The organism is Rhodococcus rhodochrous (assembly GCF_014854695.1).
In the GTDB taxonomy this organism is placed as follows: domain Bacteria; phylum Actinomycetota; class Actinomycetes; order Mycobacteriales; family Mycobacteriaceae; genus Rhodococcus.
Genome location: NZ_CP027557.1, coordinates 5,050,564 through 5,076,221 on the forward strand (window position 1 = coordinate 5,050,564; position 25,658 = coordinate 5,076,221).

Sequence of the window (25,658 nt, forward strand, 5' to 3'; positions counted from 1 at the left end):
CGACTGACTGCACCGCGGTCGCGACGACCGACCGCACCGCGGCAGGCTCTACCGGTGGGCCGTCGAGAGGAACTGGTGTGTTGCCGCGTCGACGATCTCGTCGGGCGAGATGGCGAGCTCGTCGTTCAACCACGCCGTGACCAGTTCGGCCAGACCGCCGACGAACAGCAATCCGTTGATCTCACCGCGCTCGGGCGGCCATGCCCGGTCACCGTACATTCGGGTCGCTTCGTCGGCGACCATCTGGGCGAAACTGCGTAGCGACGCTCGCCTGTGGGTGCGCAAGGGTTCGAAGCCGGCGGACTCGATGAGCGAGACCCGGCCTTTACGCGGGTCGTCGGTGAGGATCGCGACGAACGACGCGATGGCATTCCGCACGAGGTCTTCGAGTGTGCCCGTGCCGGTGCGGAGCGCGGCGAGTACGGCTTCGCGCACCTCGTCGGCGATCTTGTCGAGGACCTGCCGCAGCAGATCGTCCCTGCTGCCGAAGCTCTCGTAGAAGTACCGCTCCGTCAGCTTGGCGTGTGCGCAGATGGCGGTCATGGTGGCGCCGCTCTTCCCCGAGGCCGCGAACAGTTCCAGTCCTGCCTCGAGCAGGGCTTCGCGGCGCAGGGCGACACGCTGTTCGCCGCTCAGACCGGCGTAGCGGCGGGGCGCGGGGGAAGTCATGGGACCGATCTTGACAGACCGGATAGATGTGACGCAGACTACACCCTAATCTGACAGGGCTCCCTGTCAGATATCCGCAGAACTGGAGGTTCGTCGTGACCCGGATCCTGGCGGCTCCCCCCGCCCACTCCCATCTGCGCCCGGTCCCGGGACGATCGGGAATACCCGGTATCGGGCACGTCCTCGAATACATCCGCGATCCCCTCGCGATGATGCAGAAGCACTGGGACCGTTACGGCGAGGTGTCCTGCTTCTCGGCGGCCGGCCGACGCTGGATCTCGGTCCTCGGACCCGACGCCTGCCAGGAGGTGCTGCAGAACAAGGACCGGGCCTTCGCCAACGGCGACGGCTGGTCGGCACTGATCGGGCCGTTCTTCCACGGTGGCCTCATGCTCCTCGACTCGGAGGAACATCTCCGGCACCGCCGCATCATGCAGCAGGCATTCACCCGGTCACGCCTCGAGAAGACCGTCGAGGCCATGAATCCGTCGATCACCGAGAAACTCGACAAATGGGTTCCCACCGACGGATTCCGTGCCTACACCGCACTGAAGACACTCACCCTCGACCTTGCCACCGACATCTTCATGGGCGGCGCCGAGGACTCCACACCGGCCGAGATCGAAGCGGTGAAGAAGGCTTTCATCGACTGTGTGCAGGCCGCGACCTCGATCGTCCGGTATCCCGTCCCCGGCACCAGATGGAAGCGCGGACTCGACGGACGCCGGGTGCTCGAAGACTTCTTCCGGCACTATCTACCGGCACGACGGTCGCGGGAGACGGACGACCTCTTCTCCGTGTTGTGCCACATCGAATCCGAAGCGGGCCAACGGTTCAGCGACGACGAGATCGTCGATCACATGATCTTCCTGCTGATGGCCGCGCACGACACGTCGACCATCACGATCTCCACGATGATGCAATATCTCGGGCAACACCCGCAGTGGCAGGACCGATGCCGGGGCGAGTCTCTCGCGCTGGGCACCGCCGCCCCGAGTCACGCCGATCTCGACGCGCTCGGCAGCCTCGATCTGGTGATGAAGGAATGCCTCCGGCTGGTCTCCCCGGTCCCGGTCCTGGCGCGACGGGCCGTGCGCGACACCGAGGTCCGGGGACATTTCGTGCCGGCCGGCACGTATGCCTCCGTGGCACCGCACTTCACGCACCACATGGCGGAGTACTGGCCGGAGCCCGAACGTTTCGATCCGGAACGCTTCGCGGAGCATCGACGCGAGGACAAGGTGCACCGCTACGCGTGGGAGCCGTTCGGCGGGGGCGTGCACAAATGCCTCGGCATGCATTTCGCCGGGGTCGAGGTCAAAGCGATCGTCCACCAGTTGCTGCTGCGCTTCGAGTGGCACGTCGACGCCGGCTACGTGGCCCCGCTGGACTTCACGTCGTTGCCGTTCCCGTCCGACGGGCAGCCGGTCGACCTGCGATTGCGGTCGACCGACTCCGAACGTCAGTCCGTGTAGAGCATCAGGCGGTGTAGAGACCTGCGCCCGCGCGGCTGAGCACGAGCTTGGGCACCACGGCCCGCGACGACAGTTTGAGCAGCGCGTCGACGATCTCGACGACGTCGTTCACCTCGATCATGGACTCGGCCGGGATCTTGTCCTTGATCCAGTCGGACATGTCGGTGTCGACGTAGGCGGGTGCGAGCGCCGACGCCGAGATGCCGTTGCCGGACTCCTCGGCGTTGAGCGTCTCCACCAGCGAGATCAACGCGGCCTTCGTCGCACCGTAGGCGGCGAGACCGGCCTCGGCATAGACACCTGTGATCGACGAGAGCGCAACGATCTTCGATCCGCGGGCCGGATCGTTCTCAGCCTCGGCGCGCAGCAACGGCAGCGACGCCTGGATGAGCGCGAACGGAGCGTTGAGGTTCACGGCGACCGTCTTGTCGAACCGCCGGGCCGGGAACTCGGCGATCGGACCTGCCGTGCCGACACCGGCATTGAGGATCAGGGCCTTCATCGACCCGAACGCCTCGCGATGCGTCTCCACGACGCGGGCGGTGGCTTCCGGATCGGCGAGATCGGCTGCGACGGCGCGTACCTCCTTGGCACCCGCCTCCCGCAGCCGCTCGGCGACGCTCTCGAGACGTTCCGCGCCGCGGGCGCTGATCGTCAGTGCGTAGCCGCGCTCGGCGAGACGGGTTGCGATACCGAGGCCGATACCTCTCGAGGCTCCGGTCACGAGCGCGCTGGTCACGCGTGGGCTCCCTTCAATGCTGCGAGTCCTGCTGCCACCAGGTCCGGCACGGCTTCACCGGCACGGTCGAAACCGTCGCCGATCGTCGCTCCGGCACGCCACCGGTGGTTGATGCCCTCGGCGATGACGGCGAGCTTGAGGTAGGCCAGACCCATGTAGAAGTTCCAGTTGGCGATGTCGCGACCCGACGCCGTGGCGTAGCGCTGCACCAGATCGTCCGCCGCCGGCAGTCGTTCGCTCGACCATGCCGCCGGGAAGCCCAGGATGTCGTCGAGCGCCGGATGCCGGTACACGCACATCATGGCGAGATCGGTGAGCGGGTCGCCGAGGGTGGACAGTTCCCAGTCCACTACGGCGACGACGCGTGCCGGGTCGGTCGGGTCCAGGATGGTGTTGTCGATGCGGTAGTCGCCGTGGACGATCGACGGAGCGGGCGACTCCGGAATCGACTCGGCGAGCGCGGCGTGCAGCCGTTCGAGATCCGGCAGTTCGCGGGTCTTCACCCGGCCCCACTGGCTCGCCCACAGCTTCACCTGCCGGGTCACGTAGCCGTCCGGCCGGCCCAGTCCCCCGAGACCGACGGCCTCGAAGTCGACGTTGTGCAGTTCGGCGATGATGCGCACGAGTTCACCGACGCAGCGGTCGATCTCGTCGTCACCGAGCGCATCGAGGTCGGCCTTGCTGCGCACCACACGTCCGTCGACGAACTCGACGACGGTGAACGGCGCACCCATCACCGAATCGTCCTCGCACTGGACGACGGTGGGCGCGACCGGCACACCGGTGCCCTTCAGCGCCGACGTGATGCGGAACTCGCGGGCGACGTCGTGCGCCGACGGCGTCAGACCCGTGGTCGGAGGGCGACGCAGCACCCAGTGGGACTTCTCGTCTCGCAACCCATAGGTGAGATTGGACTTGCCGCCCGAGATGAGCTCCGCCCGAAGTTCACCGTGAACGGTCACACCGGAATCGGCGAGGAAGCGCTCGAGAACGGCGAGGTCGAGTCCCTCGTGCACGGCGGTCATTTCGCGGCCTCGCGGGCTGCCTTGCGGACGGCTCCGACGGCACGCTTGGCGATGGCCCAGCGGTGCACCTCGGAGGGGCCGTCGTACACGCGGAACGGGCGGACCTCGCGAGTGAGACGGGCGATCGGAAGGTCTTCGGAGACACCGAGACCACCGCACATCTGAGCGGAGCGGTCGACGATGCGGAAGATCGCCTCGGCGGCGAAGGTCTTGGCGATCGACGTGGCGTTCGAGGCGTGCGAACCCTGGTCGAGTTCCCAGCACGCCTGCACGAGCAGCGCGCGGGTCGCGGCGATGTCGATCTCGTTGTCGGCGATCATCTTCTGGATCATGCCGAGATCGCCGAGGCGGGAGCCGAAGCCTTCACGCTCCGCGACGTAACGGACGGCGGTGTCGTGACCGCGGCGGGCGGCACCGAGCCAGCGCATCACGTGCGTCATGCGGGCGGGGCCGAGGCGCACCTGCGCGTAGGCGAAGCCCTGGTCGACCTCGCCGAGCACGGCGGAGTCGGGGACGAACAGATCCTCGAAGTCGACCTCGCAGTGACCGCCGATCATGGAGCGGTCGAGGGTGTTGATGTGGCGGCCGACCTTCAGGCCCGCGGTGTCGGCGGGTGCGAGGAACATCGTGGCGCCGCCACGCTGACCGGGCTCACCCGAGGTGCGGGCCATGATGATGAAGAATCCGGCACCGTCGGCGCCGGTGATGAAGTGCTTGCGGCCGTTGATCTTCCAGCCACCGGAGACCTTCTCGGCGCGTGTGTTCAGCGCGTTGGGATCGGCGCCGGCACCGGGGGCAGGCTCGGTCATCGCGAAGGCCGAGCGCACGTCGCCGGCGGCGAGGGGCGCGAGGAACTGCTGCTTCTGCTCGTCGCTGGCGATGTGCGCGAGCATGTGCACGTTGCCCTCGTCGGGGGCGGCGATGTTGAGCGCGGTGGGGCCGAAGAGCGAGTAGCCCGCGGCCTCGAAGACCGGGGCGCGGTCGGACATGTTCAGGCCGTGGCCGCCGTATTCGACGGGCGCGTGCGGAGCGAAGACACCGGCAGCCTTGGCGGCCTTCTGCAGATCCGCCCGGATCGCGTCGCCACCGGCCGCGGTGATGTCGCCACCGTGGGCGTCCTCGACGGGAAGCACCTCGTCGCGGATGAACTGCTCGGTCCGCGCGATGAGGTCCCGGACGTGATCCGAGTAGGACAGGTCGACCGCCATGCTGAGCTCCTTCCGTACCGACCGATCGATCGCTCGGTCGAGTTCACGGTGGCATATCCCCGCCACCGGGTCAAGCCCGGAAGGGGTGCTCGACTACTTCGCTCCGACCGCGTTCCGCGCGACCTGCAGGTAGCGGTGCACGATCTCGTCGGGCGACAGCGAACCGTCCGGCCGGTACCAGCTCGCCACCGCGACGCACATCGTCGTCACCGCACGACTGGCATCCTTCGGATAGGGCGTGGAGAACGTGCCGTCGGAGACACCGGCCTCGACGATCTCGTCGATCATGCGTTGCTGGTCGTCGCGCAGGGCGACGAACGCGCGGCGTGCCTCGGGTTCCATGCTGCGCATCTCGGTCGACGCCACGAACGCCTGGTCGCGGCGGAACATGTGGAAGCGCAGCAACGACTCGACGACGGCGTCGAACTTCTCGGAAGGGGTGGGTCCGGCTTCGGCGATCGCCTGCCGGCTGCGGGCGAGCAGGTCGTGCAGCACGGTGGTCGTGAGAGAGACCAGCAGCGCCTGCTTCGATGGGTAGTGGTGATACAGCCCCGGCACCGACAGGCCGGACCGCGACGCGACCTCACGAATGGACGTGCCGTCGTAGCCGCGTTCGGCGAACGCCTCGAGCGCAGCGACGAGCGGCTTGGGCAGGTCGGTCGGGCCGTAGTCCCGCCAAGAGCCGACGTCGCCGGAAACCGAATCCTCACGCGTGTCCATGCTCAACACCGTAAGGGACGGTTCCGGCGACGTCGGCGCTCGCAGGATCGAAAGCCGCTCGCAGGATCAGTAATCGTCCTCGCCGTAGAGGACGAGGCCGCGGAGGTTCTTGCCGGCATGCATGTCGGCGTAGCCCTCGTTGATGTCCTCGAGCTTGTAGGTCTTGGTGACGAGGTTGTCGAGGTCGAGCTGCCCGTTGCGATACAGCTCGAGCAGCTTGGGGATCTGCGAGCGCGGGCCGGTGCCACCGAAGATGGCCCCTTGCAGGCGCTTCTGCAGCAGCGTCAGTTCGAACAGGCTCATCGTCACCTGCGAATCGGTGGCGTGACCCATGCCGACGACCACGACCTGTCCGCCCTTGGCGGTGAGACCGAGTGCGGGACCGATGATGTCGCCGGTGATCTCACCGACGGTGATGACGGTGACGTTGGCCATCTGGCCCCAGGTGATCTCGCCGATCACCGGTGCGGCCTCCTCGATCGACGCGAAGACGTGCGTCGCGCCGAACTCCTTGGCCTTCTGCCGCTTGAACTCGACCGGGTCGATCGCGACGACGAACCGCGCCCCGGCGTGTGCCGCGCCCTGGACGGAGTTGATGCCGACACCGCCGACACCGATGACGACCACGGTGTCGCCGAGCTTGGTGCCGCCGATTTCGGTGGCCGAACCCCAGCCGGTCGCGACACCGCAGCCGAGCAGTGCCGCTTTCTCGAGCGGGATGTCCTTCTCGATCTTGATGACCGACGCCTCGTTGACCGTGACGTACGGCGCGAACGTGCCGAGCAGGCACATCTGCAGCACAGGGTCGCCGTTCAGCGTCGCGCGGTAGGTCTTGTCGGAGATCGCCTGGCCGGTGAGCAGGCCGGCACCCTCGTCGCAGATGTTCTGCATGCCTTTGGCGCAGGCCCGACAGCGGCCACAAGCGGGGATGAACGCGAGGACGACGTGGTCGCCCTCCTCGAGACCCCGTACTCCCGGGCCCACCTTGGTGACCACACCCGCGCCCTCGTGACCACCGAGGACCGGGAAGGACGGAAGCGGTGTCGCCCCCGAGCGCAGATGCTCGTCGGAATGGCACAGACCCGAGGCCGCGAGGCGGATCTGCACCTCACCTGCGACGGGATCGCCGAGATCGATCTCCTCGATCTCCCACGGCTGGTTGATTCCCTTGACGACTGCTGCCTTCGTCTTCACCCGAGCCTCCTGAGCCGAAAGTGTGTGTGACGTGCGTCACGGCATTCAAACACTTATCGGACGTTAGAGCAACGGGTTCGAATCTCTTCCGGAGCGGCCCGTTACCCGCTACATTGAGTAACAGACAACTTCTCGTGAAGGGCTCCAGCCATGATTCACGTCCGCCACAGCGCCGTCGCAGACATCCCCGTCGACCTCGCGTTCTCCTACGTCGACGACTACCGCAACGTCCCCGACTGGATGTTCGGAGTGGCCCGCTTCCAACCCGTGGGCGAACAGGTCTCCGGTCTCGGTGCCGTCTACGACTCGACGATGCGGATCGGCCCCAAGGATCTCGACTCGCGCGTGGAAGTCGTCGAGTGGGAACGCAATCGCGTGATCGTCCTCGACTCGATCGCCGGATTCCGCGCCGCGTCGTCGTGGACCTTCACGGACCTCGGCGACGCGACGCGGCTCGACGTCGACTTCGGCTACCGGCTGCCCGGCGGGATCGCCGGCCGCACACTCGGCATGCTCATCGAACCCATTGTGGGAACGGCGATCCGGCAGACCGAACACGCGTTGCGCACGCGGCTCGGTCAGCTCGTCTAGGACCGGACTCAGAAGTTGCCGCGCGCGGCCTGCTCCCGCTCGATCGCCTCGAACAGCGCCTTGAAGTTGCCCTTGCCGAAGCCGAGCGAGCCGTGGCGCTCGATCAGCTCGAAGAACACGGTCGGGCGGTCGCCGACAGGCTTGGTGAAGATCTGCAGCAGGTAGCCGTCCTCGTCGCGGTCGACCAGGATGCCCCGCTTCTTCAGCTCCTCGATCGGCACCCGGACCTCACCGATACGGGCGCGCAGCTCCGGATCGTCGTAGTACGCGTCGGGGGTCGCGAGGAACTCGACGCCTTCCTCACGCAGCCGGTCGACCGCGGTGAGGATGTCGTTGGTCGCCAGGGCGAGATGCTGTGCGCCCGGTCCGCGGTAGAAGTCGAGGTACTCGTCGATCTGCGAACGCTTCTTCGCGATCGCGGGCTCGTTGAGCGGGAACTTCACGCGGTGGTTGCCGTTGCACACCACCTTGCTCATGAGCGCCGAGTAGTCGGTCGCGATGTCGTCGCCGATGAACTCCGCCATGTTCGTGAAACCCATGACGCGGTTGTAGAAGTCGACCCACTCGTCCATGCGTCCGAGTTCGACGTTGCCGACGACGTGGTCGAGCGCCTGGAAAATGCGCTTGGGCGCACCCTCACGCTTGCGGTAGGTCGAGGTGCGTTCGACGTAGCCGGGCAGGTACGGGCCGTTGTAGCGCGACCGGTCGACGAGCGTGTGCCGCGTGTCGCCGTAGGTCGCGATGGCGCCGATGCGGACGACACCGTTCTCGTCGCTGATCTCGTAGGGCTCCTCGAGGACGGTCGCCCCCTGCTTCCGGGCGTGCTCGATGCACTTGTCGACATCCGGGACCTGCAGGGCGATGTCGACCACGCCGTCACCGTGGAGGCGGTGGTGCTCGATCAACGGGCTGTCCGGATCCACCGCACCCTTGATCACGAATCGCACGGCGCCGCTGCGCAGTACGTAGGCGTGGTGGTCGCGGTTGCCGGTGGTGGGTCCGGAATAGGCGATGAGTTCCATGCCGTAGGCGGACTGGTAGTAGTGCGCCGTCTGCGTGGCGTTTCCGACCACCCACACCACGGCGTCCCAGCCGCTGACGGGGAAGGGGTCCCGTTCGCTGTCGTACTCCACGAGACCGACCAGGCGCCGGAGTTCCTCGGCGTCGAGCTGAGCGAGTCGTTCGCTGTCGGTCAGGGTGTATTCCAGAGTCATCGCTGCAACCTCCTGCCGCTCACTGCGGCACAGTCGTTGTGTCGTGTGTCACCAGGAGAAACCCACCCGTAGGTGCGACGCAACGTCGCCTTCGGCAACTGGTCCGACTGACTGGAATTCGCCGGAATCCGCGCGTTCACCTATACAATCGGGCTAGTTTTCGGCGCTCGATGGGAAGGAACCGCGATGCGCGAGCCCGTGCAACTGGACGAATTGGATTTCGCTCTCCTCGAGGCCCTGCACGCCGACCCGAAGATCGGCGCGCTCGAACTGTCCCGTCGGCTGAAGGTCGCGCGTGCCACCGTCTCGGCCCGCCTGCGACGCCTCGAGGACACCGGGGTGATCGCCGGTTACGAACCCCGGATCAACCTCGCCGCAGCAGGTTTCGACGTGCAGGCGTTCGTGACGATGGAGATCGTGCAGGGCGCGCTCGAAGACGTCACCGAGGTCCTCGAGCGCATCCCCGGCGTGCTCGAAGCGTTCGCTACCACCGGCGCGGGCGATGTGCTGTGCCGGATCGGGGCCGAATCGCATCTCGGCCTCCAGCAGACCCTCATCGAACTGAACCGCTCCTCGATCGTCGCGCGGTCGACGAGCGTGATGGTGTTGTCGGAAGTGGTGCACTACCGGGCGATGCCGCTGCTCCGCACCCTCGAGCCGGAACGATCCGCGAAGGCACCGGCCTACCGCCGCTGAGCCGATCACGTCCACAATCCGTCCCCCGCTAGCCGGATTGCACAGAAAAAAGCGCTTCGGGATCCGAACCCTCCGCACGCTGCACAGTTCGCCGAAGCACAGTTGCGCAGCATTTGTTACTGCCGTCACAGTCTTTCGCCATGAAGAACCTGCTGACGCGATTCGAAGAAAAAGCCCCCGAGATCGTCTTCGAGTGGCACGACACCGAGACCACCGCCCGGGGCTGGGTCGTCATCAACTCGCTGCGGGGCGGCGCGGCCGGCGGCGGCACCCGCATGCGCCGCGGCCTGGACCGACGCGAGGTCGAGTCGCTGGCGAAGACCATGGAGATCAAGTTCACCGTCTCCGGACCCGCGATCGGCGGTGCCAAGTCCGGCATCGATTTCGATCCCTCCGACCCCCGCAAGGAAGGCGTGCTGCGCCGCTGGTTCGCGGCCGTCACGCCCCTGCTGCGCGCCTACTACGGCACCGGCGGCGACCTCAACGTCGACGAGATGAACGAGGTCGTTCCGCTCACCGAGTCCAACGGCCTGTGGCACCCGCAGGAAGGTGTCGTCAACGGACACTTCGGCAAGGACGAGCGCCAGCGCATCCAGCGGGTGGGCCAGCTACGACTCGGCGTCGCGAAGGTCGTCGAGGACGCGCGGTTCACCCCCGCCACCAGCACGAAATACACTGTCGCCGATCTGATCACCGGTTACGGCGTCGCCGAGTCGGTCCGCCACCATCAGCTCGTCTACCGGGGCACCGACCTCGCCGGCAAGCGCGTCGTGGTGCAGGGCTGGGGCAACGTCGGAGCTGCCGCTGCCTACTATCTCGCCCAGGCCGGCGCCTCGATCGTGGGCATCATCGACCGCGACGGTGGCATCCTCGCACCCGAGGGTCTGTCCTTCGACGAGGTCCGCACCCTGCTGCTCGAGCGCGACGGCAACGCCCTGCGCAGCGACCGCATGATCCCTTTCGACGAGGTGAACGCCCGCATCTGGGATCTCGGAGCCGAGATCTTCCTGCCCTGCGCCGCGAGCCGCCTCGTCACCCGCGAGCAGGTCGACCGCATGGTCGCCGCGGGACTCGAGTCGATCGCCTCCGGCGCCAACGTCCCGTTCGCCGACGACGAGATCTTCTACGGCCCCACCTACGAGCACGCCGACAAGTCCGTCGCCGTGATCCCCGACTTCATCGCCAACTGCGGCATGGCCCGGGCCTTCGCCCAGCTCATGGAGGGCGACGTGGAGGTCTCCGACGCCGCGATCTTCGGCGATGTGTCCACCACCATCGAGACGGCACTGCGCCGCTGCCACGACCGGTCGACCGAGCTCACCGGGCTCGCCGCGACCGCCTTCGAGATCGCACTGGACCAGCTTGTCCCGGCCGGGGAGCGCATCGATGACTGACACCCTGGCTACGGCGACGACGACCGGCGCCCAGGGCACCGCAGGGACGACGACCGGCGCCCAGAACACCGCCGGTCTGCATCGCGCCATGCGGCCCCGCCAGCTCGTCATGATGAGCCTCGGCGGCGCCATCGGGGCCGGTCTGTTCGTCGGGTCGGGGGCGGGTATCGCCGTTGCCGGCCCGGCGATCCTGATCTCGTTCCTGGTGGCGGCCGTTCTCGTCGTGTTCGTGATGCGCATGATGGGTGAGATGGCCGCGGCCAACCCGGCCAGCGGTGCGTTCTCGGAGCACACCGAGAACGCGCTGGGTCCTGTCGCGGGGCGCACAATTGGCTGGCTGTACTGGGTGCAGGTGATCATCGTGATCGCCGCGGAGGCCACCGGTGCCGCCGCGATCACCGCGGTGGCGCTGCCCGGCATCCCCCAGTGGGCGTCCGCGCTGTTCTACATGGTCGTGCTGACGGGCGTGAACCTCGTCGGCGTGCGCCGCTTCGGTGAGGTCGAATTCTGGTTTGCCGCAATCAAGATCGCCGCGATCCTCGGCTTCCTGGTGATCGGTGTCGCAATGATCGCCGGGTGGATGCCCACCTTCGAGACGACCGGCTTCTCCAACCTCACGGCGCACGGCGGGTTCGCTCCCACCGGCATCGCGGGTATCGCCGCCGGCCTGCTCATCGTGGTCTTCGCCTTCGGTGGCACCGAGATCATCGCGATCGCCGCCGCGGAGACCGCCGATCCCCGGCGCAACGTGGGCCGCGCGGTGCGCACCCTGGTGTGGCGCATCCTCGTGTTCTACATCGGGTCGGTGCTCGTGATGGTGACGATCCTGCCGTGGACCTCCGAGGATCTCGCGACCGGTCCGTTCGTCGCCGTGCTGCAGGCCGGGGCCGTCCCGGGCGCCGCCGCGGTGATGACCGTGATCGTCGTGGTCGCACTGCTCTCCTCGCTCAACGCGATGCTGTTCAGCGCTTCCCGGATGATCTTCTCGCTGTCGCACCGCGGATCCGCACATCCCGTCTTCGGGCGACTGTCGTCCAACGGCGTTCCCCGTAATGCGGTGCTCGCCTCGGTGGCCTTCGGCTTCGTCACGGTCGGATTGAACTATCTCTACCCCGACCGGGTGCTGCCGTTGCTGCTCAACGCCGTCGGCTCCACGATCCTGGTGCTGTGGACGTTCGTCGCGGTCTCGCACCTCGTGCTCCGTCGTCGCGCACGCCGCAACGGCACCGAGGATGCACTGCCGCTGAAGATGTGGGGCTTTCCGTACCTGTCGTACGCGACACTCGGTCTGCTCGCCGGTATCGCGGTGCTCGCCCTGTTCGACGCCGCTGCCCGCACGCAGCTGCTCGCGACCGGCGCGTTGACCGCAGCGATCGCCGGTACCTGCACGGTGCTGGCACGGCGACGCGCTGCGGCCGAGACGGCTCGAGCGGAGACGGTTCAGGGGCGCCAACCGTAGGGACGCGTGATTATCTCCATGAAGTGACCGGCGGGGTCGAGGAAGTAGGTTCCTCGACCCCCGTCGTTCCTGTTGATGCCGTGCGCCGACTGCCGGGGGTCGGCCCAGTGTTCGATCTTCTGCTCGAGGATCCGGGCATAGATCTCGTCGAATTCGTCCTCCGACACCAGGAATGCGTAGTGCTGCGGCGGATACTCCACGTCCGGTGGCGGTTCGGCGAAATCGAGGGTGACGCCGTTGGCGAGTTCGACGGCGAGGAAGTGCCCGGCGGGCACCGGGTCGGGCAGCCCGAACAGGGTGGTGAGGAAGTAGGCCGAATGCTGCTTGTCGTCGGCCGCGACGATGGTGTGGTTGAACGCAATACTCAAGGAGAACTCCTTGTGGTCCCGCGCCTCCATGCCTGACGCAGTCCGTCATCGACACGCGACGCTGCGTCCAGAGATACCTTCCGTGGCGGAGGGATGCAAGCGATGAGTTCTCCGCGCTTCCCGGGTCTGTATTCGGCGACAACCTTCGAAAGGGGACGACGATGAAGCTCACGGTGACAACCTTCGTATCGGCCGACGGTGTGGCCCAGGGACCGGGCGGCCCCGATGAGGACCGGAGCGACGGCTTCGAACGCGGCGGTTGGGTGGTGCCGCTGTTCGACGAGGGCACCGGCACGTTCATCGACGAGGTGTTCTCGAAGGTCGATGCGTTCCTGCTGGGCCGGAAGACCTACGACGTCTTCGCTGCGTCGTGGCCGAACTCGACCGATCCCGACGATCCGGTCGCCCGTGCACTCAACACCCTCCCGAAGTACGTCGCCTCCACGACGCTCACCGACCCCGAGTGGCAGAACACGACCGTCCTCGACGGCGACGTGCCCACTGCGGTCGCGGAACTGAAGAAGCAGCCGGGACGCGAACTGCAGGTGCACGGCAGCATCCGTCTGGTCCACACCCTCTTCGAACACGACCTCGTGGACGAGTACCGCCTCATCACGTTCCCGGTCGTCCTCGGTCAGGGGCGGCGACTGTTCCCCACCGGGGGTCGCGACACGAAGTTCGATCTCGTCGAATCGCGCACCACCTCCTCCGGTATCGCCATCACCGCGTACCGGCCTGCCGGACGACCCGAGTACGGACTCGCCGAAGTCGAGTGACCCGAAGTACGAACCGATCTGTACCGAGGGGCTGCTCGAACTCGCCTGCCGCATCATCTGTTCGAGACGACTACGGACCTCGTTCCGAACGGTCGACCGAAACCCGCTCTTGGGGGTCGGCCAAGATAGCATCGGGGCGGGAACTAGGTCAGGACTGGAGATGCCTCGCAACAGACGTCCGCAGGATCGGGAAGAGAAACGCGCAGAGATCGTGGCAGCCGCCCGGCGGTTGTTCGTCGAGGAAGGATACGACGCGGCATCGATGACGCGGATCGCCCGTGACGCCGGAGTCGTGTCGAACACGCTGTACTGGTACTTCCAGGACAAGGACTCGATATTGATCGCGGTCCTGGATGCGGTTCTGGCCGACTCGATGGCCTCCTACAGCAAGATGCTGGGCTCGGGGCTGGCCGATCGACTCTTGTGGTTGGTCGAAGAATTGGAACAGCTGGGGCGGTTGGTGAGTACGGTGCACACACGCGCCGAGAAGTCCGCGTCCGTTCAGCAATGGCACGAACAGTTCCACACGCTGGCCGAAGGGTTGTTCCGGGCAGAGCTGATCGAGCTCGGTGTGCCCGCAGACGAAGTCGATCCGCTGGTAGCGATCGGCGTTTTCGTGGTCGAGGGCTTGCTGATGCACCCGACGGATCAGGCTCAGCGGCGCGCGGTGATCGAGACGTTGCTCAACGGCGCTCGCAGTCGTGCCGCAGCCACCGGCTGAGCCCCCGGCCTTCGTCCGCGAACTCGGAGCGACCTACTGTGCGGTGTGGCCGAATTGCCTTTCCAGGAAAGAGATTTGGTCACACACAGCACGTTCGAAGTGTTCACCGACGTAGATGTCGAAGTGGTCGCACACGTAGCTCTGAACCTGCACGTGCGCCAGGCCCTGTGCGTGACGCTTCGTGGTCTTCGCGGGCGCGGCCGCGTCGTTGTCGCAGACACACAGCAACGTCGGAGTGCTGAAACGAGCCAGCGCGCGACCGGGTCGATCGAGCGGAAGACGCAGTGCCAACCGGGCAGCGAGGGCGTTGGCAGCCTCGAATTCGCCGTTCGGACCGCGCAGTACACCCCAGATGCTGTCGCGGCCGGCTCCGGTCTCGGGTTCTTCCTTACCGTCGATCTCCGTCAGCTCGATGTTCTTCGACAGCTGAGCCCGCACCGACGGAAGCCGTGTCAACACCGTGCTGGTGCGCCGCGAGAGCCGGGTCCCCGCAGGCAGGAGTGCGGAAGCGCCGGCGAGGGCGTCGGGCGAGGCCACGAACGCGGGCATCCAGGACGTCCCCGCCATCGGCAACAAAATCGGCTTCGCACCGAACCACGACCCGACCGTGTCGAGGATGCCCGCCACTGTCAGTGCCACCACGCTCAGCGGGCCGGTCCGTATCCGCGCGCGCAACGACGCCGGACCGTCGGTGAAGGGACACTGCGCCACGATCGCCGCGATACGGGTGTCCTCGGAGGCGACCTGAAGGACATGCCCTCCACCGAATGAGCTGCCCCACAAAGCAATCCGGTTGACATCGACCTCCGGGAGTGTGCGCACGAAGGCCAGGGCGGCGCGCCAATCGGCGCGTTGCCGGCCGATGTCGAGGATCTGGCGCGGCGCCCCGCCGCTGGCCCCGAGATGACGGTAGTCGAACACCAGCACCGACCACCCCGCGGCGGCGAACCGTTCCGCGTAGGCATCCAAGCGCATCTCCCGCACCGCCCCGAGCCCGTGCCCCATGATCACCATCGGGCGCGGACCGTTCAGATCGGGTGCGGTGTACAGCCATGCCGCGCACTCGTCCCGGCCGGAGACGAACGAGACCTCGCGCCGCTGCACCGCTACGGCCTCGTGCCGCTCGGCAGACCCACCGATTTCCATGACGTGCGCCCTCCCCGCTTCTCCACCACATTTCTTGGACGCCATTCAAGAAGGCGTCACGATGACGATAAAGGCGTCTTGGATGCCGGTCAAGAAGACGACAGGGGTACGAGTCCGCAGTCAGGCGCCCTGGCGTTGCGTGGCCTCGTACCCCGTGGTCAGCCAGTACACCGCGCGATCGATCGTCGGCATGATCTCGGCGAGTTCGATCTGCCCTTCGAGGCAGCGGCCGACGAGTCCGAAAACGACGCTCGACAGGATCGACATCGACTCCTCGACGAAGACCGGGTCGACATCCTCCAGAACGGCCATTCCGACGGGAATCACTTCGTCGAAGCCTCGCATGTGCAGACCTTCCCAACCGGGTGCCGTTCTCACCCTGAAGTAGGCGAGGAGCATCGCGGGGTTCTTCTCCCACGGTTCGAAGATGGCTCGGATGACGCGCATCATCGCCGGATGCAAGCGCTCACCCGGCGCGCGCGGCTGCTCGACGAGACCGGCGTGGTTCTCCTTCATCCAGTGCTCGATGGCGGCGAGGATCAGTTCCTCGCGTGTCGCGAACCGTTTGTAGACGGTGGACAGCGACATGCGCGTCCGGCGCGCGACCTCGCGCAGCTGGACGGCGTCGTAGCCACCTTCCTCCAGGAGTTCGATCACGGTCTCGAGCAGGCGTGATCGCGCCTCGTCCGGCCCATTCGGGATAGCGATAACACCCATCGTGAAAACATCCTTGCCGTCAGACGGTAACCACGTTATCGTGACCTAGGTAACACGGTTACACCCTACCCCGGTGGCGGTCACCCAGCCCGGCCACACCGTCCCCGTTCGAACCCACATCCCCTCCTGGAGCGCCGATGACGGGATCACCGAAGCGTCTGCACATCGATCGAGACCTGTGCGAAGCACACGCGTTGTGCATCGAGATCGCACCCGAGATCTTCGATCTCCCCGACGACGACATCGCGACCTGCGACGAGAACCCTCCGGAAAGCCTCTGGCCCAAGGCCCATTCCGCCGCCAGCGCCTGCCCTCGGCAGGCCATCGGCATCGTCGAGAACCTCCCCTCCTCCCCGAAAGGTCAGTGATCCGATGACCGACCTTGCATCCTCCGACTACTTCACCGACGGAGAGATCGCCCAGAGTCCGTTCGAGTACTTCGACCACGTGCGCAGTCACAATCCGGTGTATCGGGAACCTCACCACGGAGTCGTGGTGGTCACCGGCTATCAGGAGGTGGTCGAGGGGTTCAAGAACAGCGAGGCACTGTCGGCGGTCAACTCGATCGGAGGTCCGTTCCCGCCGTTGCCCTTCGAACCCGAAGGCGACGACATCACCGAACAGATCGAAGCCCACCGTCACCAGTTCCCGATCTTCGAGCACATGGTGACGATGGACCCACCCGACCACACGCGCGCCCGGTCACTGCTCGGACGACTCCTCACCCCGAAACGACTGAAGGAGAACGAGGAGTACCTCTGGGGACTGGCCGACGACGTCATCGACGAATTCATCGGCGAGGGCCGATGCGAGTTCCTCGGCGACTATGCAAAGCCCTTCGCCACCATGGCGATCACCGACCTGCTCGGCGTTCCGGAGGAGGACCGCGAGGAGTTCCGGTGGGTACTCGGCGCCGGTGAACGGCCCGGCACGCGGGTCGGCGCGCTCGACCACGAGCCCGTCGGGATCAACCCCCTCGAATTCCTCGACGGACGCTTCGAGAAGTATCTCGCCGACCGTCGTCGCGAACCCCGCAACGACATCCTCAGCGGTCTGGCTGCCGCGACCTATCCGGACGGTTCGATACCCGAACTCCTCGAGGTCGTCCGACCTGCGACATTCCTCTTCGCCGCCGGCCAGGAAACGGTGACGAAACTCCTCAGTTCGTCGCTGCGGGTGCTCTGCGAACGCCCCGAGTACCAGAAGATCCTGCGCGAGGACCGCAGTCTCATCAAACCGTTCATGGAGGAATCGCTACGCTTCGACAGTCCCACGAAGGTGGACTTCCGACTCGCCCGCAAGACCACGACCATCGGCGACGTCGAGGTACCGGCCGGGTCGGTCGTGATGCTGAGTCTCGCCGCCGCGAACCGTGATCCGCGTAAGTTCGAGGAGCCGAACGAGTTCCGGCTCGATCGGAAGAACTCGCACGATCACATCGCATTCGGCCGCGGCCTGCACACCTGTGCCGGCGCCCCGCTCGCGCGCATCGAAGGGCACGTCACCCTCAACCGTCTGCTCGATCGGATGGAAGACATCCGCCTCAGCGAGCAGGCACACGGACCGGCCGGCGACCACTCGTTCGCCTACGAACCCACGTTCCTGTTGCGCGGACTCGTCGAGCTGCACATCGAGTTCACCCGCAGCACGCAGTAACCCGGCAATCCCATGGCTCTGCATCGCCCGACTGGACGGTGCACGAAGTGAGAGGTGTTCAATGGCAGGAAGAGTCGAAGGCAAGGTCGCGTTCATCACCGGAGCCGCACGCGGACAGGGACGCAGTCACGCCATCCGGCTGGCGCAGGAGGGTGCCGACATCATCGCACTCGACATCTGCGGCCCGATCCGGGAGAACGCGCAGATCGAACCGTCCACCCCGGAGGACATGGCCGAAACGGTCGAAGCCGTCAAGAGTCTCAACCGACGGATCGTCACGGCCGAGGCCGACGTCCGCGACTTCGACGCGGTGAAGGCCGCCGTCGACAACGGCGTCGAACAACTGGGCCGTCTCGACATCATCGTCGCCAACGCCGGAATCGGCACCGGTGGAGCGATGCTGCACGAGACCGACGAGTTCGATTGGCAGGAGATGCTCGACATCAACCTGTCGGGTGTGTGGAAGTCGATCAAAGCCGGAGTGCCGCACATGATTGCGGGCGGAAACGGTGGATCGATCGTCCTCACGAGTTCGGTCGGGGGACTGAAGGCCTACCCCACCATGGGTCCGTACATCTCCGCGAAGCACGGTGTGGTCGGCATGATGCGTACCTTCGCCGTCGAACTGGGGCAGCACTCCATCCGGGTCAACACCGTGCACCCCACCAACGTGAACACACCGATGTTCATGAACGAGGGTGCCATGAAGATGTTCCGTCCCGACCTCGAGAACCCGGGTCCGGAGGACATGAAGGCGGCCACGCAATTCATGCACGTCCTGCCCGTGGGGTGGGTGGAGCCGGAAGACATCAGTAATGCCGTTCTGTTCCTGGCGTCCGACGAGTCCCGTTACGTCACCGGACTCACGCTCACGGTTGACGCCGGTAGTACGCTCAAGTGATCGGGCAAGTGGCCGAGCGGGTTCTGTCGGGGAATCCGCTCTGCCACTCCGTTATTCCTCGTCGGGTACGAAGATGTCCTCGATGCGACGCCCGAACAGACGCGCGATGCGGAACGCCAGTGGAAGCGACGGGTCGAATCGTCCCTTCTCGATCGAGATGATCGTCTGGCGCGAGACCCCGAGTTCGTCGGCGAGCCGCTGCTGCGACCATCCGTTCTCCGCGCGCAGGGCCGCGAGCGAGTTGCGCACCCTCAGCCCTTCCGACGCTGCACGGCGTAGCGCACACCGAACGACGCGAAGGCCACGAGAATGACCGCCATCAGCGCGTGCAGACCCTCGACCTCGATCGGAGCGAACGCCAGAGCAGTACATCCCAGCCCCGTGACGAGAAGGATGTCGGTGAAAGCGCCCGAGGCGGCTTTCTCGTACCAGGACGCCTCGACCGAATCCTCGGGCCGGTCCGCGGCACCTTCGAGGGTCGACCGATCCACGAGAAGCACCCACGCCAGCGCCGACAGTGAGGGTGCGGTCGCCAGCGCGACCGCCACACCGGCGGCCACGGGATAGTCGGGCACCAACCCCAGGGCGGCCACCACCGCTCCCAGGACGGCTGTGGCCAGGATTCCGAGGGCGATCGCCGGCGGTACCGCGCCGATCCACCGCGAACCGACCCGCACCTTGCCCCACTTGCTCCGCCCCACCGCCGATCCGGCACCTCCGCTATCCATCACCGCTCCCTTCACCGTAAAGCACGCTTTACATGTAAAGGTAACTTAACAGCGCGTTCGGTGCGGCAGGAACGAGGGGTTCCGTTCGGCCGGCCAGGTGTCATGATGGATCGAGCAGATCGAGACGCCACGAGGCGAAGGGACTGCCATGGGCCTCTACAACGATCACGTCGTACCGCGACTGGTGAACATCGCCTGTGCACCGTCGTTCACCGAAGCGAACCGCAAACGAGTGTGCGCCGGCCTCAGCGGCCGCGTCGTCGAGATCGGATTCGGATCCGGTCTCAACGTTCCCTACTACCCCACCACCGTCGAGTCGGTCAGCGCCGTCGAACCCGCGGACCTCGGATGGAAGCTCGCACGTCCGCGCATCGACGGTTCCCCCGTGCACATCGAACGATCCGGCCTGGACGGTCAGTCACTCCCGTTCGAGGACAACACCTTCGACAGCGCACTGTCGACGTGGACGCTGTGCACCATCCCCGATGCCGACGCGGCTCTGCGCGAGGTACGGCGCGTCCTTGCACCGGGCGGCACCCTGCACTTCGTCGAACACGGACTCGCCCCGGACGAGAACGTCCGGCGGTGGCAGCACCGGCTCGAACCGATCCAGAAGCGCGTCGCGGGTGGCTGCCATCTGACACGACGGATCGCCGACCTCATCCGCGGGGCGGGGTTCGAGATCCGCGAACTCGACACCTTCTACGAGGAGAAGACACCGAAGTTCTTCGGCGCGCTGTCGCTGGGAGTGGCGACACCGGCCGCGTAAAGGCGGATAACTGCACAGCAACGTTTGCACACTTCCGGGGACAGATACACGGTGTCGACATCGAGCATGTGTCCGCTATGTCCGCGATGATTGCGTGCATGCCCTCGGACACCCTGCCACTCGCCACGCGCACGCTGTTGAAGCAACTCGACCTGGTTTGGCTCTTCACGGAACAACACGTCCTGCCGCGGATCGACGAGGCTGCCGTGCACTGGGAACCGTCGTCGAACTGCGTGGGCGTTCGATGGGTCGACGGTCGTCTCGTCGCCGACTGGCCGGACGAGACGGCCGAGGCTCTCCCCGAGCCCACGATCGCGTGGCTCCTCTGGCACATCGAGTGGTGGTGGACGAACACAGTGGAGGTCTGCAGTGGGGGAATTGCGGTCGGGCCGGACGCCTACGAGTGGTCCGGCTCGACCGACCGCATCCAGGCTCTTCGCACCGAATGGGCCGCACTTCTCGAAACTGCCGACATCGAGACGACGATCGTCGGACTCATGCCCGAACCTTCACCCCTGTGGGAAGTGGCCGGGTGGGTCAACTTCGAACTGGCGAAGAATGCTTCGGAGATCAGTCAGGTACTGACGCGGAAGGCGAACGCTCTGAACTGATACTTCCGGCGCTCACGCTGCGACGATGCCTGCGACCGGAATGCGCGCGTCGACCGCCTGCCGGAAGTTGATCATCGCGCGTTCGAGGTGGTCGCGGTTCGTCACGAGCACAGCGCCCGTGGCTCGCCGTTCGAGCAGGACATCATTGGTGAAGCGTGCGTTCTCGACGGTAGAGGTCGACTGCGATTCCTCGGTGATGCGTTCGGGCGTAATGCCTCGCACGACCAGCCAGTCCTTCATGGCCTGCGCTTCGGTGACGCCGTTGCGCGGCACGCCACCGGTGACGACGATCGGAGATTCCGGGTAGCGTTGCGCTGCACGGAGAGCTGCCTCGAGCCGTTCTTCGAGCACCGGCCGGATCTTGCCGTCCTCAGTGAGTCCGGCTCCGAGCACGACGAGATGCGTACCCCTCGGGTTCAGGTCGAGCATCAGCGGGAAGTGCGGTGTCAGCTTCTCGAGTTCGGTGCACGCGATGATCAGCGCGTCGATGGTTCCCTGGCACAGCGGGGTGACGGACAGTGCACCGTTCACAACGGTGTCGATTGCAGGAGTCGCGGCTGCCTGCCCCGTCGATACACCTACCGCGGCTGTGGCCGCGACTGCGGTCGCCACCACCGTGCGTCGCACAGCTCCCACGCGAGTCCCCTTCTTCCCGGATGTCGGCCGTGCCGCACTGTGCCATCTCGACGCGCACGTGTGGGAAGTTGGGGCTCGACGCGAAGAAGTCTCACCATATGCCGCGCCGGATTCGATGACGGCTGACAATCGGTTTTACATCCGAACCACTGGTCTATCCACGAACAAGCGCGACAACCGTTGCAAGAAGCGCTATTCGGATTAATCGCTACGCTTCCCATGATCCCAGGGAAGGCACGGGCAGAACGTGTGTTCGAGTTGACGACTTCGCACACCCGTGCGACCATCCCTGCACCGACCTGAATACAGGTCGACCCCGGCAGGTGCGCCAACACCGGACCGGGGTCTGGGCACACGACAGAAGGAACCTGTCATGCACCGTATGGTGAAGTCTATCCACACGCCTTCGAGAGGCGTACTCCAGCAACGAGCCGCGAGCGCATTCGTCCGCGCCGGCCGACACATACCCGCTCCCCCGGGTTCACATCCGACGTCCTGACTTCCCAGCCCTCCGATCCATCGTGATCGGAGGGCTCGAGACGTTTCACCTACATCGTCGCGCGCGAGGGCCGTTCCGGTAGCCGAGGCGCGTCGACGCAGCTCGTCGCTCGTCTCCCACAGTCCGACGTCAGCGCGCCGACGCTGCGAGCCGGGGCCGTTCCCTGTCTCGAAACCGACTGGGCACCAGTATCCCTCGTCTCCACAGCTGGTGGTGGAGCACCCGATCGTGCGGGTCGACACGAACGACCGGGTCCAGTGCGAGCCGCACGTCCTTCGCGACGTGGGGCTATCCGTGCTGGCCGAGACGGTCTATCGGGGCATGGCGACCGGGCAGCCTTGGGGAAGGGGACGACGACTCAGGGACCCGAAGGGTCTCCGATCGGTCGAGGGCAGCCGCCCGCAGGGCGCCCGCTTCGTTCCTGATCGAATTCATCCTCGTTGCGTGAACCCGGATGGAGTGCTGTGATCGAAGCACGGGTCTACGGGAGGGGCCGACGTGAGCGGCGTCGAAGAGTTCGAGAACCTGCGTCCACTGTTGTTCGCCATCGCCTACCGCATCCTCGGCAGCGTGACCGAAGCCGAGGACGCGGTCCAGGAGACCTGGGTGCGATACGAAACCTCCGGCGCCGAACCGGATTCAGGCCGAGCATTCCTGTCCACCGTCGTCACCCGGGTATCGATCAACATGCTCGAATCGGCGCGGGCACGGCGCGAACGATATGTGGGCGAGTGGCTGCCGGAACCGATACTCGAGGAGCCCTACGACGATCCGGCGCGCTCGGCCGAACTGCGGGAATCGATCTCGACGGCAGCGCTCGTGCTGCTCGAACGCCTCAGTCCGCTCGAACGCGCCGTCTTCGTGTTGCGCGAGGCATTCGGATTCGGCTTCTCCGAGATCGCCGAGATCGTCGACCGCTCCGAAGCGGCGTGCCGGCAGCTCGCGGTGCGGGCACGGCGCCACCTCGATCAAGGTTCGGCGCGGTTCGACACCGATCCGCAGGCGCACGAACAGCTCACCGCTCGATTCCTCACGGCGTTCCAAGACGGTGACGTCGACGCCCTGCGCGACCTACTGGCCGCCGATGTGCAACTCGTCGCCGACAGCGGTGGCAAGGCACCCGCCATCCGCAGGGTCGTGGTCGGCGGCGAGAAGGTCATGCGGTTGCTGGCCTCGTTCGTCTCGCCCATGGGCCAGCTCGGAATGTCGCTCGAATCCCGCGAGGTCAACAGGCTCCCCGGCCTGATCGTGCGGGACGCCGACGGTGCCATCGTGCAGGTCATGACGTTCGACGTCACGGACGGGAAGATCGGCGCGGTCCGGGTGATGATCAACCCGGACAAGCTCGCCCACCTGGGGCCAGTGGCCGATGTGCGGGTGCTCGCCCAGAAGCTCCGCGACCTGCAACGACCCTGAATCCTCCCGATTGTTCGGCGCGGCATGTCACAAACGACGTGGCTGTCCGGTCCTAGATGACGAGGGCTCCCCACAGAGCCAACGAACGGATCGGAGAAGCTATGTTCAACACCCGCCCCCGTGTCGTCGTCATCGGCGGTGGATACGCCGGAACGGTCGCCGCCAACCGCATGAGCAGGAAGGCTGCGGTCACCGTCATCAATCCCCGGCCGCACTTCGTCCAGCGAACCCGGTTGCACCAGTTCGCGGTCGGCAATCACCATGCGTCCGGTGACTACCGCAAACTTCTGGCGAAGGGAGTCGACCTTCTGGTCGATACCGTGACCCGCATCGAACCCGGCACGCGCACCGTCCATCTCGCATCCGGCGGAACGGTCGACTACGACTACCTCGTCTACGCCGTCGGAAGTACCGCCACGAGACGGTCCACCGTTCCCGGCGTTGAGGAATTCGCTTTTCCGGTGGCCGAATTCGAGCATGCCGAACGCCTGCAGTACGCGCTGAGCAGCCTCGAACCCGAGGCCGTCATCACAGTCGTCGGTGCCGGTCTCACCGGGCTCGAAACAGCCGGCGAGCTGGCCGAACAGGGACGTCGCGTGCGCCTCGTGTGCAGCGGCATCATCGGTCCGATGCTGTCCGAGAAGGCTCGTGCCGCAACCTACGAACGGCTCGCGGACCTGCAGGTCGAGATCATCGAGAACGCGCGGGTCACCCGCGTCGGACCCGACGGCTTCACGCTCGACGACGACACCGTCCTCGAGAGTGCGATCACCGTGTGGACCGCAGGATTCGGCGTTCCCGAACTGGCTCGGACGAGCGGCTTCAGGACGGATGCACTCGGCCGGATCCTCACCGACGAAACGCTGACCAGCATCGACGACGATCGCGTGATCGCCGCCGGTGACTGCGCGGCGCCGTCGGGAGAGCCGGTGCGGATGGCATGCCAGTCCGCCCTGCCCACCGGCCTGGCTGCGGCCGACACAGTTCTCAGCCGTATCGCCGGAGAGGAGCCCGCGAATCTCGATTTCGGCTTCAACGGCGTCGGTGTGAGCCTGGGCCGACATGTCGGCGTCGTCCAGTTCCACGAACGGGACGACACCCCGAAGGAACAGGCGTATGCCGGTCGAATCGCCTCGACCATCAAGGATCTCGGATTGAAGGCCGCGATGGCCGGTCTTCGGGTCGAGGCCCTACGGCCGGGATCGGTGGGATTCCCGAGGGGCGGCCGACATTCGTCGAAGACCATCGAGGATCTCTCCCGCACGGAGCAGCCGATGGCCTAACACCCGCTGAATTCGTCCTCTTTCAGAACGGACAGCACTGGGTCGCCTTCACCGATCGATGCTCCCACCGAGGGAGTCTGGTCGACGACGACCCAGTTCCTGTCCCATACTTGCGCGCGTCCCTGACCGGTCGCGTCGACGCTCGTGGAGTAGAACACGCCGGCGGCCTGGATGGTGTCCTGTGCCGCTTGGAGATCCATGCACACGACATTCGGCATCACCGCGGTGGACGCGACCGCCGCGACCTGCGTGGTGGAGATCCTCGTCGCGGGAGTGGCTTCCGGAGCGACGGTCCGCGCCGTGGTGGCGGCCGACGTCGTGTACGGCGTGGTGGTCGTCGGTGCGGCAGCGCGAGGCGTGGTACTCACGTCGTCTTTCGTGGGTGAGTCCAGCCCGTCCGAGATGTCGCTGATGATTCCCATGAGGACGAACAGTCCGGCGACGGCAGCGGCGATGACCACTCCGCGGCGGATCCTCGGGGGCTTCGGCGGCTCGGGCGGCGGTGCCATCGCGGCGTGCACATCCCCCGCGAGAAACGCGCGGTGGCCGGCTTCGGCACGTGCGGCGATCGCGTCCTGCTCGGCCTTGATGCGCCTGCGGCGGTCGCGCAGGGGCTTGCCGATCGCGAGATACCCCAGGCCGGCCGCGAATGCCAGGAACAGGATCGCGTCGGCCAGGTTGCCGTTGAGCACTTCCACGATCGCCAGCCACAGCGTGATGGCGGCGAACATCCCCGCTACGACGCGCAGGTAGGGGACGACGAACTTCATGTTTCTCCTTCAACCCGACACCGGGGCCCGTGTGCCGCTACTTTCTCGACCGCACACGCGCTGTGCCCTTCTGAACTGGTGTCGGAGTACCACCCGGCGTCGTTACGACGCACGGATGTCGATTTCGGTGGGTTCACCCCCGAAATCCGAGGTCAGATCCACCCAAGTAGGTCGCGTCTCCATGTGACGGTTGACACACCCCAATCGTGAATGTAGCTTCATGAGAAATGAATAGTCATTCACTCGCAGGGAATGACTATTCGATCAGGCTTCTACC

28 protein-coding genes are annotated in these 25,658 nt (G+C 66.1%); 14 read left to right on the top strand and 14 right to left on the bottom strand.

Annotated features, from left to right (window positions below):
* Positions 1-48: 48 nt before the first annotated feature.
* Entirely contained in the window at positions 49-669 is a 621-nt protein-coding gene (locus C6Y44_RS23035; protein WP_120280647.1) for a TetR/AcrR family transcriptional regulator, read from the bottom strand.
* Positions 670-764: 95 nt separating this feature from the next.
* Between C6Y44_RS23035 and C6Y44_RS23040 the strand changes: the two genes are divergently transcribed.
* A complete protein-coding gene (locus C6Y44_RS23040; RefSeq protein ID WP_120280648.1) occupies positions 765-2,144 on the top strand; it encodes a cytochrome P450 in 1,380 nt (459 codons plus the stop codon).
* A 4-nt stretch (positions 2,145-2,148) separates the two neighbouring features.
* Here the strand turns inward: C6Y44_RS23040 and C6Y44_RS23045 are convergent, their stop codons facing one another.
* The 5 genes from C6Y44_RS23045 to C6Y44_RS23065 all read right to left on the bottom strand — a co-directional run bounded on the left by C6Y44_RS23045 (position 2,149) and on the right by C6Y44_RS23065 (position 7,030).
* Positions 2,149-2,883 (bottom strand): SDR family NAD(P)-dependent oxidoreductase, encoded by a 735-nt coding sequence (locus tag C6Y44_RS23045; protein ID WP_120280649.1) that lies wholly within the window; start codon positions 2,881-2,883, stop codon positions 2,149-2,151.
* Entirely contained in the window at positions 2,880-3,908 is a 1,029-nt protein-coding gene (locus C6Y44_RS23050; protein WP_120280650.1) for a phosphotransferase family protein, read from the bottom strand. The genes C6Y44_RS23045 and C6Y44_RS23050 overlap by 4 nt, the downstream gene beginning before the upstream one ends.
* Positions 3,905-5,116: an acyl-CoA dehydrogenase family protein gene (locus C6Y44_RS23055; protein WP_120280651.1), complete on the bottom strand. Its 1,212-nt coding sequence runs from the start codon at positions 5,114-5,116 to the stop codon at positions 3,905-3,907. Before C6Y44_RS23055 ends, C6Y44_RS23050 begins: the two co-directional genes overlap by 4 nt.
* Positions 5,117-5,209: 93 nt before the next feature.
* Entirely contained in the window at positions 5,210-5,836 is a 627-nt protein-coding gene (locus C6Y44_RS23060) for a TetR/AcrR family transcriptional regulator (protein WP_159417312.1), read from the bottom strand.
* Between the two features lie 66 nt (positions 5,837-5,902).
* Positions 5,903-7,030, bottom strand: coding sequence for an NDMA-dependent alcohol dehydrogenase (locus tag C6Y44_RS23065; RefSeq protein ID WP_006554686.1), 1,128 nt, complete (start codon positions 7,028-7,030; stop codon positions 5,903-5,905).
* Between the two features lie 150 nt (positions 7,031-7,180).
* On the opposite strand from C6Y44_RS23065, the gene C6Y44_RS23070 reads away from it, so the two are divergent.
* A complete protein-coding gene (locus C6Y44_RS23070) occupies positions 7,181-7,621 on the top strand; it encodes an SRPBCC family protein (protein ID WP_059382785.1) in 441 nt (146 codons plus the stop codon).
* An 8-nt stretch (positions 7,622-7,629) separates the two neighbouring features.
* Here the strand turns inward: C6Y44_RS23070 and hppD are convergent, their stop codons facing one another.
* Complete coding sequence (gene hppD / locus C6Y44_RS23075; RefSeq protein WP_016692535.1) at positions 7,630-8,835, bottom strand: 4-hydroxyphenylpyruvate dioxygenase; 1,206 nt, start codon at positions 8,833-8,835, stop codon at positions 7,630-7,632.
* A gap of 186 nt (positions 8,836-9,021) precedes the next feature.
* On the opposite strand from hppD, the gene C6Y44_RS23080 reads away from it, so the two are divergent.
* The 3 genes from C6Y44_RS23080 (at position 9,022) to C6Y44_RS23090 (ending at position 12,384) form a co-directional block, all read left to right on the top strand.
* Positions 9,022-9,531 (top strand): Lrp/AsnC family transcriptional regulator, encoded by a 510-nt coding sequence (locus tag C6Y44_RS23080; RefSeq protein WP_016692536.1) that lies wholly within the window; start codon positions 9,022-9,024, stop codon positions 9,529-9,531.
* Between the two features lie 140 nt (positions 9,532-9,671).
* The gene (locus C6Y44_RS23085) at positions 9,672-10,925 is read left to right on the top strand and encodes a Glu/Leu/Phe/Val dehydrogenase dimerization domain-containing protein (RefSeq protein WP_016692537.1); all 1,254 of its coding nucleotides are present in this window, start codon (positions 9,672-9,674) and stop codon (positions 10,923-10,925) included.
* A complete protein-coding gene (locus tag C6Y44_RS23090; RefSeq protein ID WP_174246973.1) occupies positions 10,918-12,384 on the top strand; it encodes an amino acid permease in 1,467 nt (488 codons plus the stop codon). Before C6Y44_RS23085 ends, C6Y44_RS23090 begins: the two co-directional genes overlap by 8 nt.
* Here the strand turns inward: C6Y44_RS23090 and C6Y44_RS23095 are convergent.
* The gene (locus C6Y44_RS23095) at positions 12,366-12,782 is read right to left on the bottom strand and encodes a VOC family protein (protein ID WP_159417310.1); all 417 of its coding nucleotides are present in this window, start codon (positions 12,780-12,782) and stop codon (positions 12,366-12,368) included. The genes C6Y44_RS23090 and C6Y44_RS23095 overlap by 19 nt on opposite strands.
* A gap of 131 nt (positions 12,783-12,913) precedes the next feature.
* Here C6Y44_RS23095 and C6Y44_RS23100 point away from each other — a divergent pair, with 131 nt between their 5' ends.
* Both C6Y44_RS23100 and C6Y44_RS23105 read left to right on the top strand, forming a co-directional pair.
* A complete protein-coding gene (locus C6Y44_RS23100; protein WP_159417309.1) occupies positions 12,914-13,528 on the top strand; it encodes a dihydrofolate reductase family protein in 615 nt (204 codons plus the stop codon).
* A 160-nt stretch (positions 13,529-13,688) separates the two neighbouring features.
* On the top strand, positions 13,689-14,249 hold the full coding sequence (locus tag C6Y44_RS23105) for a TetR/AcrR family transcriptional regulator (RefSeq protein WP_159419097.1): 561 nt from the start codon (positions 13,689-13,691) through the stop codon (positions 14,247-14,249).
* Positions 14,250-14,282: 33 nt separating this feature from the next.
* Here the strand turns inward: C6Y44_RS23105 and C6Y44_RS23110 are convergent, their stop codons facing one another.
* Positions 14,283-15,395 carry an alpha/beta hydrolase gene (locus C6Y44_RS23110; protein ID WP_159417308.1) on the bottom strand — a complete coding sequence of 371 codons (1,113 nt, stop codon included), beginning with the start codon at positions 15,393-15,395 and terminating at the stop codon, positions 14,283-14,285.
* A 120-nt stretch (positions 15,396-15,515) separates the two neighbouring features.
* Positions 15,516-16,112, bottom strand: coding sequence for a TetR family transcriptional regulator (locus C6Y44_RS23115; RefSeq protein ID WP_120280657.1), 597 nt, complete (start codon positions 16,110-16,112; stop codon positions 15,516-15,518).
* Positions 16,113-16,249: 137 nt separating this feature from the next.
* On the opposite strand from C6Y44_RS23115, the gene C6Y44_RS23120 reads away from it, so the two are divergent.
* The 3 genes from C6Y44_RS23120 to C6Y44_RS23130 all read left to right on the top strand — a co-directional run bounded on the left by C6Y44_RS23120 (position 16,250) and on the right by C6Y44_RS23130 (position 18,669).
* Positions 16,250-16,480: a ferredoxin gene (locus tag C6Y44_RS23120; protein WP_159417307.1), complete on the top strand. Its 231-nt coding sequence runs from the start codon at positions 16,250-16,252 to the stop codon at positions 16,478-16,480.
* A gap of 4 nt (positions 16,481-16,484) precedes the next feature.
* Positions 16,485-17,768, top strand: a complete 1,284-nt coding sequence (locus tag C6Y44_RS23125) for a cytochrome P450 (protein ID WP_159417306.1) — start codon at positions 16,485-16,487, stop codon at positions 17,766-17,768.
* A 61-nt stretch (positions 17,769-17,829) separates the two neighbouring features.
* A complete protein-coding gene (locus C6Y44_RS23130; protein ID WP_159417305.1) occupies positions 17,830-18,669 on the top strand; it encodes a mycofactocin-coupled SDR family oxidoreductase in 840 nt (279 codons plus the stop codon).
* A gap of 51 nt (positions 18,670-18,720) precedes the next feature.
* On the opposite strand, the gene C6Y44_RS23135 is transcribed toward C6Y44_RS23130, so the two are convergent.
* Together C6Y44_RS23135 and C6Y44_RS23140 are read right to left on the bottom strand one after the other, a co-directional pair.
* Positions 18,721-18,918 carry a helix-turn-helix transcriptional regulator gene (locus tag C6Y44_RS23135; protein WP_059382773.1) on the bottom strand — a complete coding sequence of 66 codons (198 nt, stop codon included), beginning with the start codon at positions 18,916-18,918 and terminating at the stop codon, positions 18,721-18,723.
* A gap of 2 nt (positions 18,919-18,920) precedes the next feature.
* Positions 18,921-19,397, bottom strand: coding sequence for a hypothetical protein (locus C6Y44_RS23140; RefSeq protein ID WP_120280660.1), 477 nt, complete (start codon positions 19,395-19,397; stop codon positions 18,921-18,923).
* A 148-nt stretch (positions 19,398-19,545) separates the two neighbouring features.
* Here C6Y44_RS23140 and C6Y44_RS23145 point away from each other — a divergent pair, with 148 nt between their 5' ends.
* Together C6Y44_RS23145 and C6Y44_RS23150 are read left to right on the top strand one after the other, a co-directional pair.
* Positions 19,546-20,166, top strand: a complete 621-nt coding sequence (locus C6Y44_RS23145; protein WP_159417304.1) for a class I SAM-dependent methyltransferase — start codon at positions 19,546-19,548, stop codon at positions 20,164-20,166.
* Positions 20,167-20,264: 98 nt separating this feature from the next.
* On the top strand, positions 20,265-20,777 hold the full coding sequence (locus C6Y44_RS23150; protein WP_225623667.1) for a DinB family protein: 513 nt from the start codon (positions 20,265-20,267) through the stop codon (positions 20,775-20,777).
* A gap of 12 nt (positions 20,778-20,789) precedes the next feature.
* Here the strand turns inward: C6Y44_RS23150 and C6Y44_RS23155 are convergent, their stop codons facing one another.
* A complete protein-coding gene (locus C6Y44_RS23155) occupies positions 20,790-21,404 on the bottom strand; it encodes a YdcF family protein (RefSeq protein WP_159419096.1) in 615 nt (204 codons plus the stop codon).
* Between the two features lie 1,006 nt (positions 21,405-22,410).
* Here C6Y44_RS23155 and C6Y44_RS23160 point away from each other — a divergent pair.
* Both C6Y44_RS23160 and C6Y44_RS23165 read left to right on the top strand, forming a co-directional pair.
* Positions 22,411-23,328 (top strand): RNA polymerase sigma-70 factor, encoded by a 918-nt coding sequence (locus tag C6Y44_RS23160; RefSeq protein ID WP_159417302.1) that lies wholly within the window; start codon positions 22,411-22,413, stop codon positions 23,326-23,328.
* Between the two features lie 101 nt (positions 23,329-23,429).
* The gene (locus tag C6Y44_RS23165; RefSeq protein WP_159417301.1) at positions 23,430-24,611 is read left to right on the top strand and encodes an NAD(P)/FAD-dependent oxidoreductase; all 1,182 of its coding nucleotides are present in this window, start codon (positions 23,430-23,432) and stop codon (positions 24,609-24,611) included.
* Here the strand turns inward: C6Y44_RS23165 and C6Y44_RS23170 are convergent.
* Complete coding sequence (locus tag C6Y44_RS23170) at positions 24,608-25,381, bottom strand: PASTA domain-containing protein (RefSeq protein WP_159417300.1); 774 nt, start codon at positions 25,379-25,381, stop codon at positions 24,608-24,610. The two genes, C6Y44_RS23165 and C6Y44_RS23170, sit on opposite strands and share 4 nt — an antisense overlap.
* Between the last annotated feature and the right edge of the window lie 277 nt (positions 25,382-25,658).

Coding starts and splice junctions, on each gene's coding strand:
- C6Y44_RS23035 (WP_120280647.1), bottom strand. CDS start 669: ATGACTTCCCCCGCGCCCCGCCGCTACGCCGGTCTGAGCGGCGAACAG.
- C6Y44_RS23050 (WP_120280650.1), bottom strand. CDS start 3,908: ATGACCGCCGTGCACGAGGGACTCGACCTCGCCGTTCTCGAGCGCTTC.
- C6Y44_RS23055 (WP_120280651.1), bottom strand. CDS start 5,116: ATGGCGGTCGACCTGTCCTACTCGGATCACGTCCGGGACCTCATCGCG.
- C6Y44_RS23060 (WP_159417312.1), bottom strand. CDS start 5,836: ATGGACACGCGTGAGGATTCGGTTTCCGGCGACGTCGGCTCTTGGCGG.
- C6Y44_RS23070 (WP_059382785.1), top strand. CDS start 7,181: ATGATTCACGTCCGCCACAGCGCCGTCGCAGACATCCCCGTCGACCTC.
- hppD (WP_016692535.1), bottom strand. CDS start 8,835: ATGACTCTGGAATACACCCTGACCGACAGCGAACGACTCGCTCAGCTC.
- C6Y44_RS23080 (WP_016692536.1), top strand. CDS start 9,022: ATGCGCGAGCCCGTGCAACTGGACGAATTGGATTTCGCTCTCCTCGAG.
- C6Y44_RS23085 (WP_016692537.1), top strand. CDS start 9,672: ATGAAGAACCTGCTGACGCGATTCGAAGAAAAAGCCCCCGAGATCGTC.
- C6Y44_RS23090 (WP_174246973.1), top strand. CDS start 10,918: ATGACTGACACCCTGGCTACGGCGACGACGACCGGCGCCCAGGGCACC.
- C6Y44_RS23095 (WP_159417310.1), bottom strand. CDS start 12,782: ATGGAGGCGCGGGACCACAAGGAGTTCTCCTTGAGTATTGCGTTCAAC.
- C6Y44_RS23100 (WP_159417309.1), top strand. CDS start 12,914: ATGAAGCTCACGGTGACAACCTTCGTATCGGCCGACGGTGTGGCCCAG.
- C6Y44_RS23105 (WP_159419097.1), top strand. CDS start 13,689: ATGCCTCGCAACAGACGTCCGCAGGATCGGGAAGAGAAACGCGCAGAG.
- C6Y44_RS23110 (WP_159417308.1), bottom strand. CDS start 15,395: ATGGAAATCGGTGGGTCTGCCGAGCGGCACGAGGCCGTAGCGGTGCAG.
- C6Y44_RS23115 (WP_120280657.1), bottom strand. CDS start 16,112: ATGGGTGTTATCGCTATCCCGAATGGGCCGGACGAGGCGCGATCACGC.
- C6Y44_RS23120 (WP_159417307.1), top strand. CDS start 16,250: ATGACGGGATCACCGAAGCGTCTGCACATCGATCGAGACCTGTGCGAA.
- C6Y44_RS23125 (WP_159417306.1), top strand. CDS start 16,485: ATGACCGACCTTGCATCCTCCGACTACTTCACCGACGGAGAGATCGCC.
- C6Y44_RS23130 (WP_159417305.1), top strand. CDS start 17,830: ATGGCAGGAAGAGTCGAAGGCAAGGTCGCGTTCATCACCGGAGCCGCA.
- C6Y44_RS23140 (WP_120280660.1), bottom strand. CDS start 19,397: ATGGATAGCGGAGGTGCCGGATCGGCGGTGGGGCGGAGCAAGTGGGGC.
- C6Y44_RS23145 (WP_159417304.1), top strand. CDS start 19,546: ATGGGCCTCTACAACGATCACGTCGTACCGCGACTGGTGAACATCGCC.
- C6Y44_RS23150 (WP_225623667.1), top strand. CDS start 20,265: ATGCCCTCGGACACCCTGCCACTCGCCACGCGCACGCTGTTGAAGCAA.
- C6Y44_RS23165 (WP_159417301.1), top strand. CDS start 23,430: ATGTTCAACACCCGCCCCCGTGTCGTCGTCATCGGCGGTGGATACGCC.
- C6Y44_RS23170 (WP_159417300.1), bottom strand. CDS start 25,381: ATGAAGTTCGTCGTCCCCTACCTGCGCGTCGTAGCGGGGATGTTCGCC.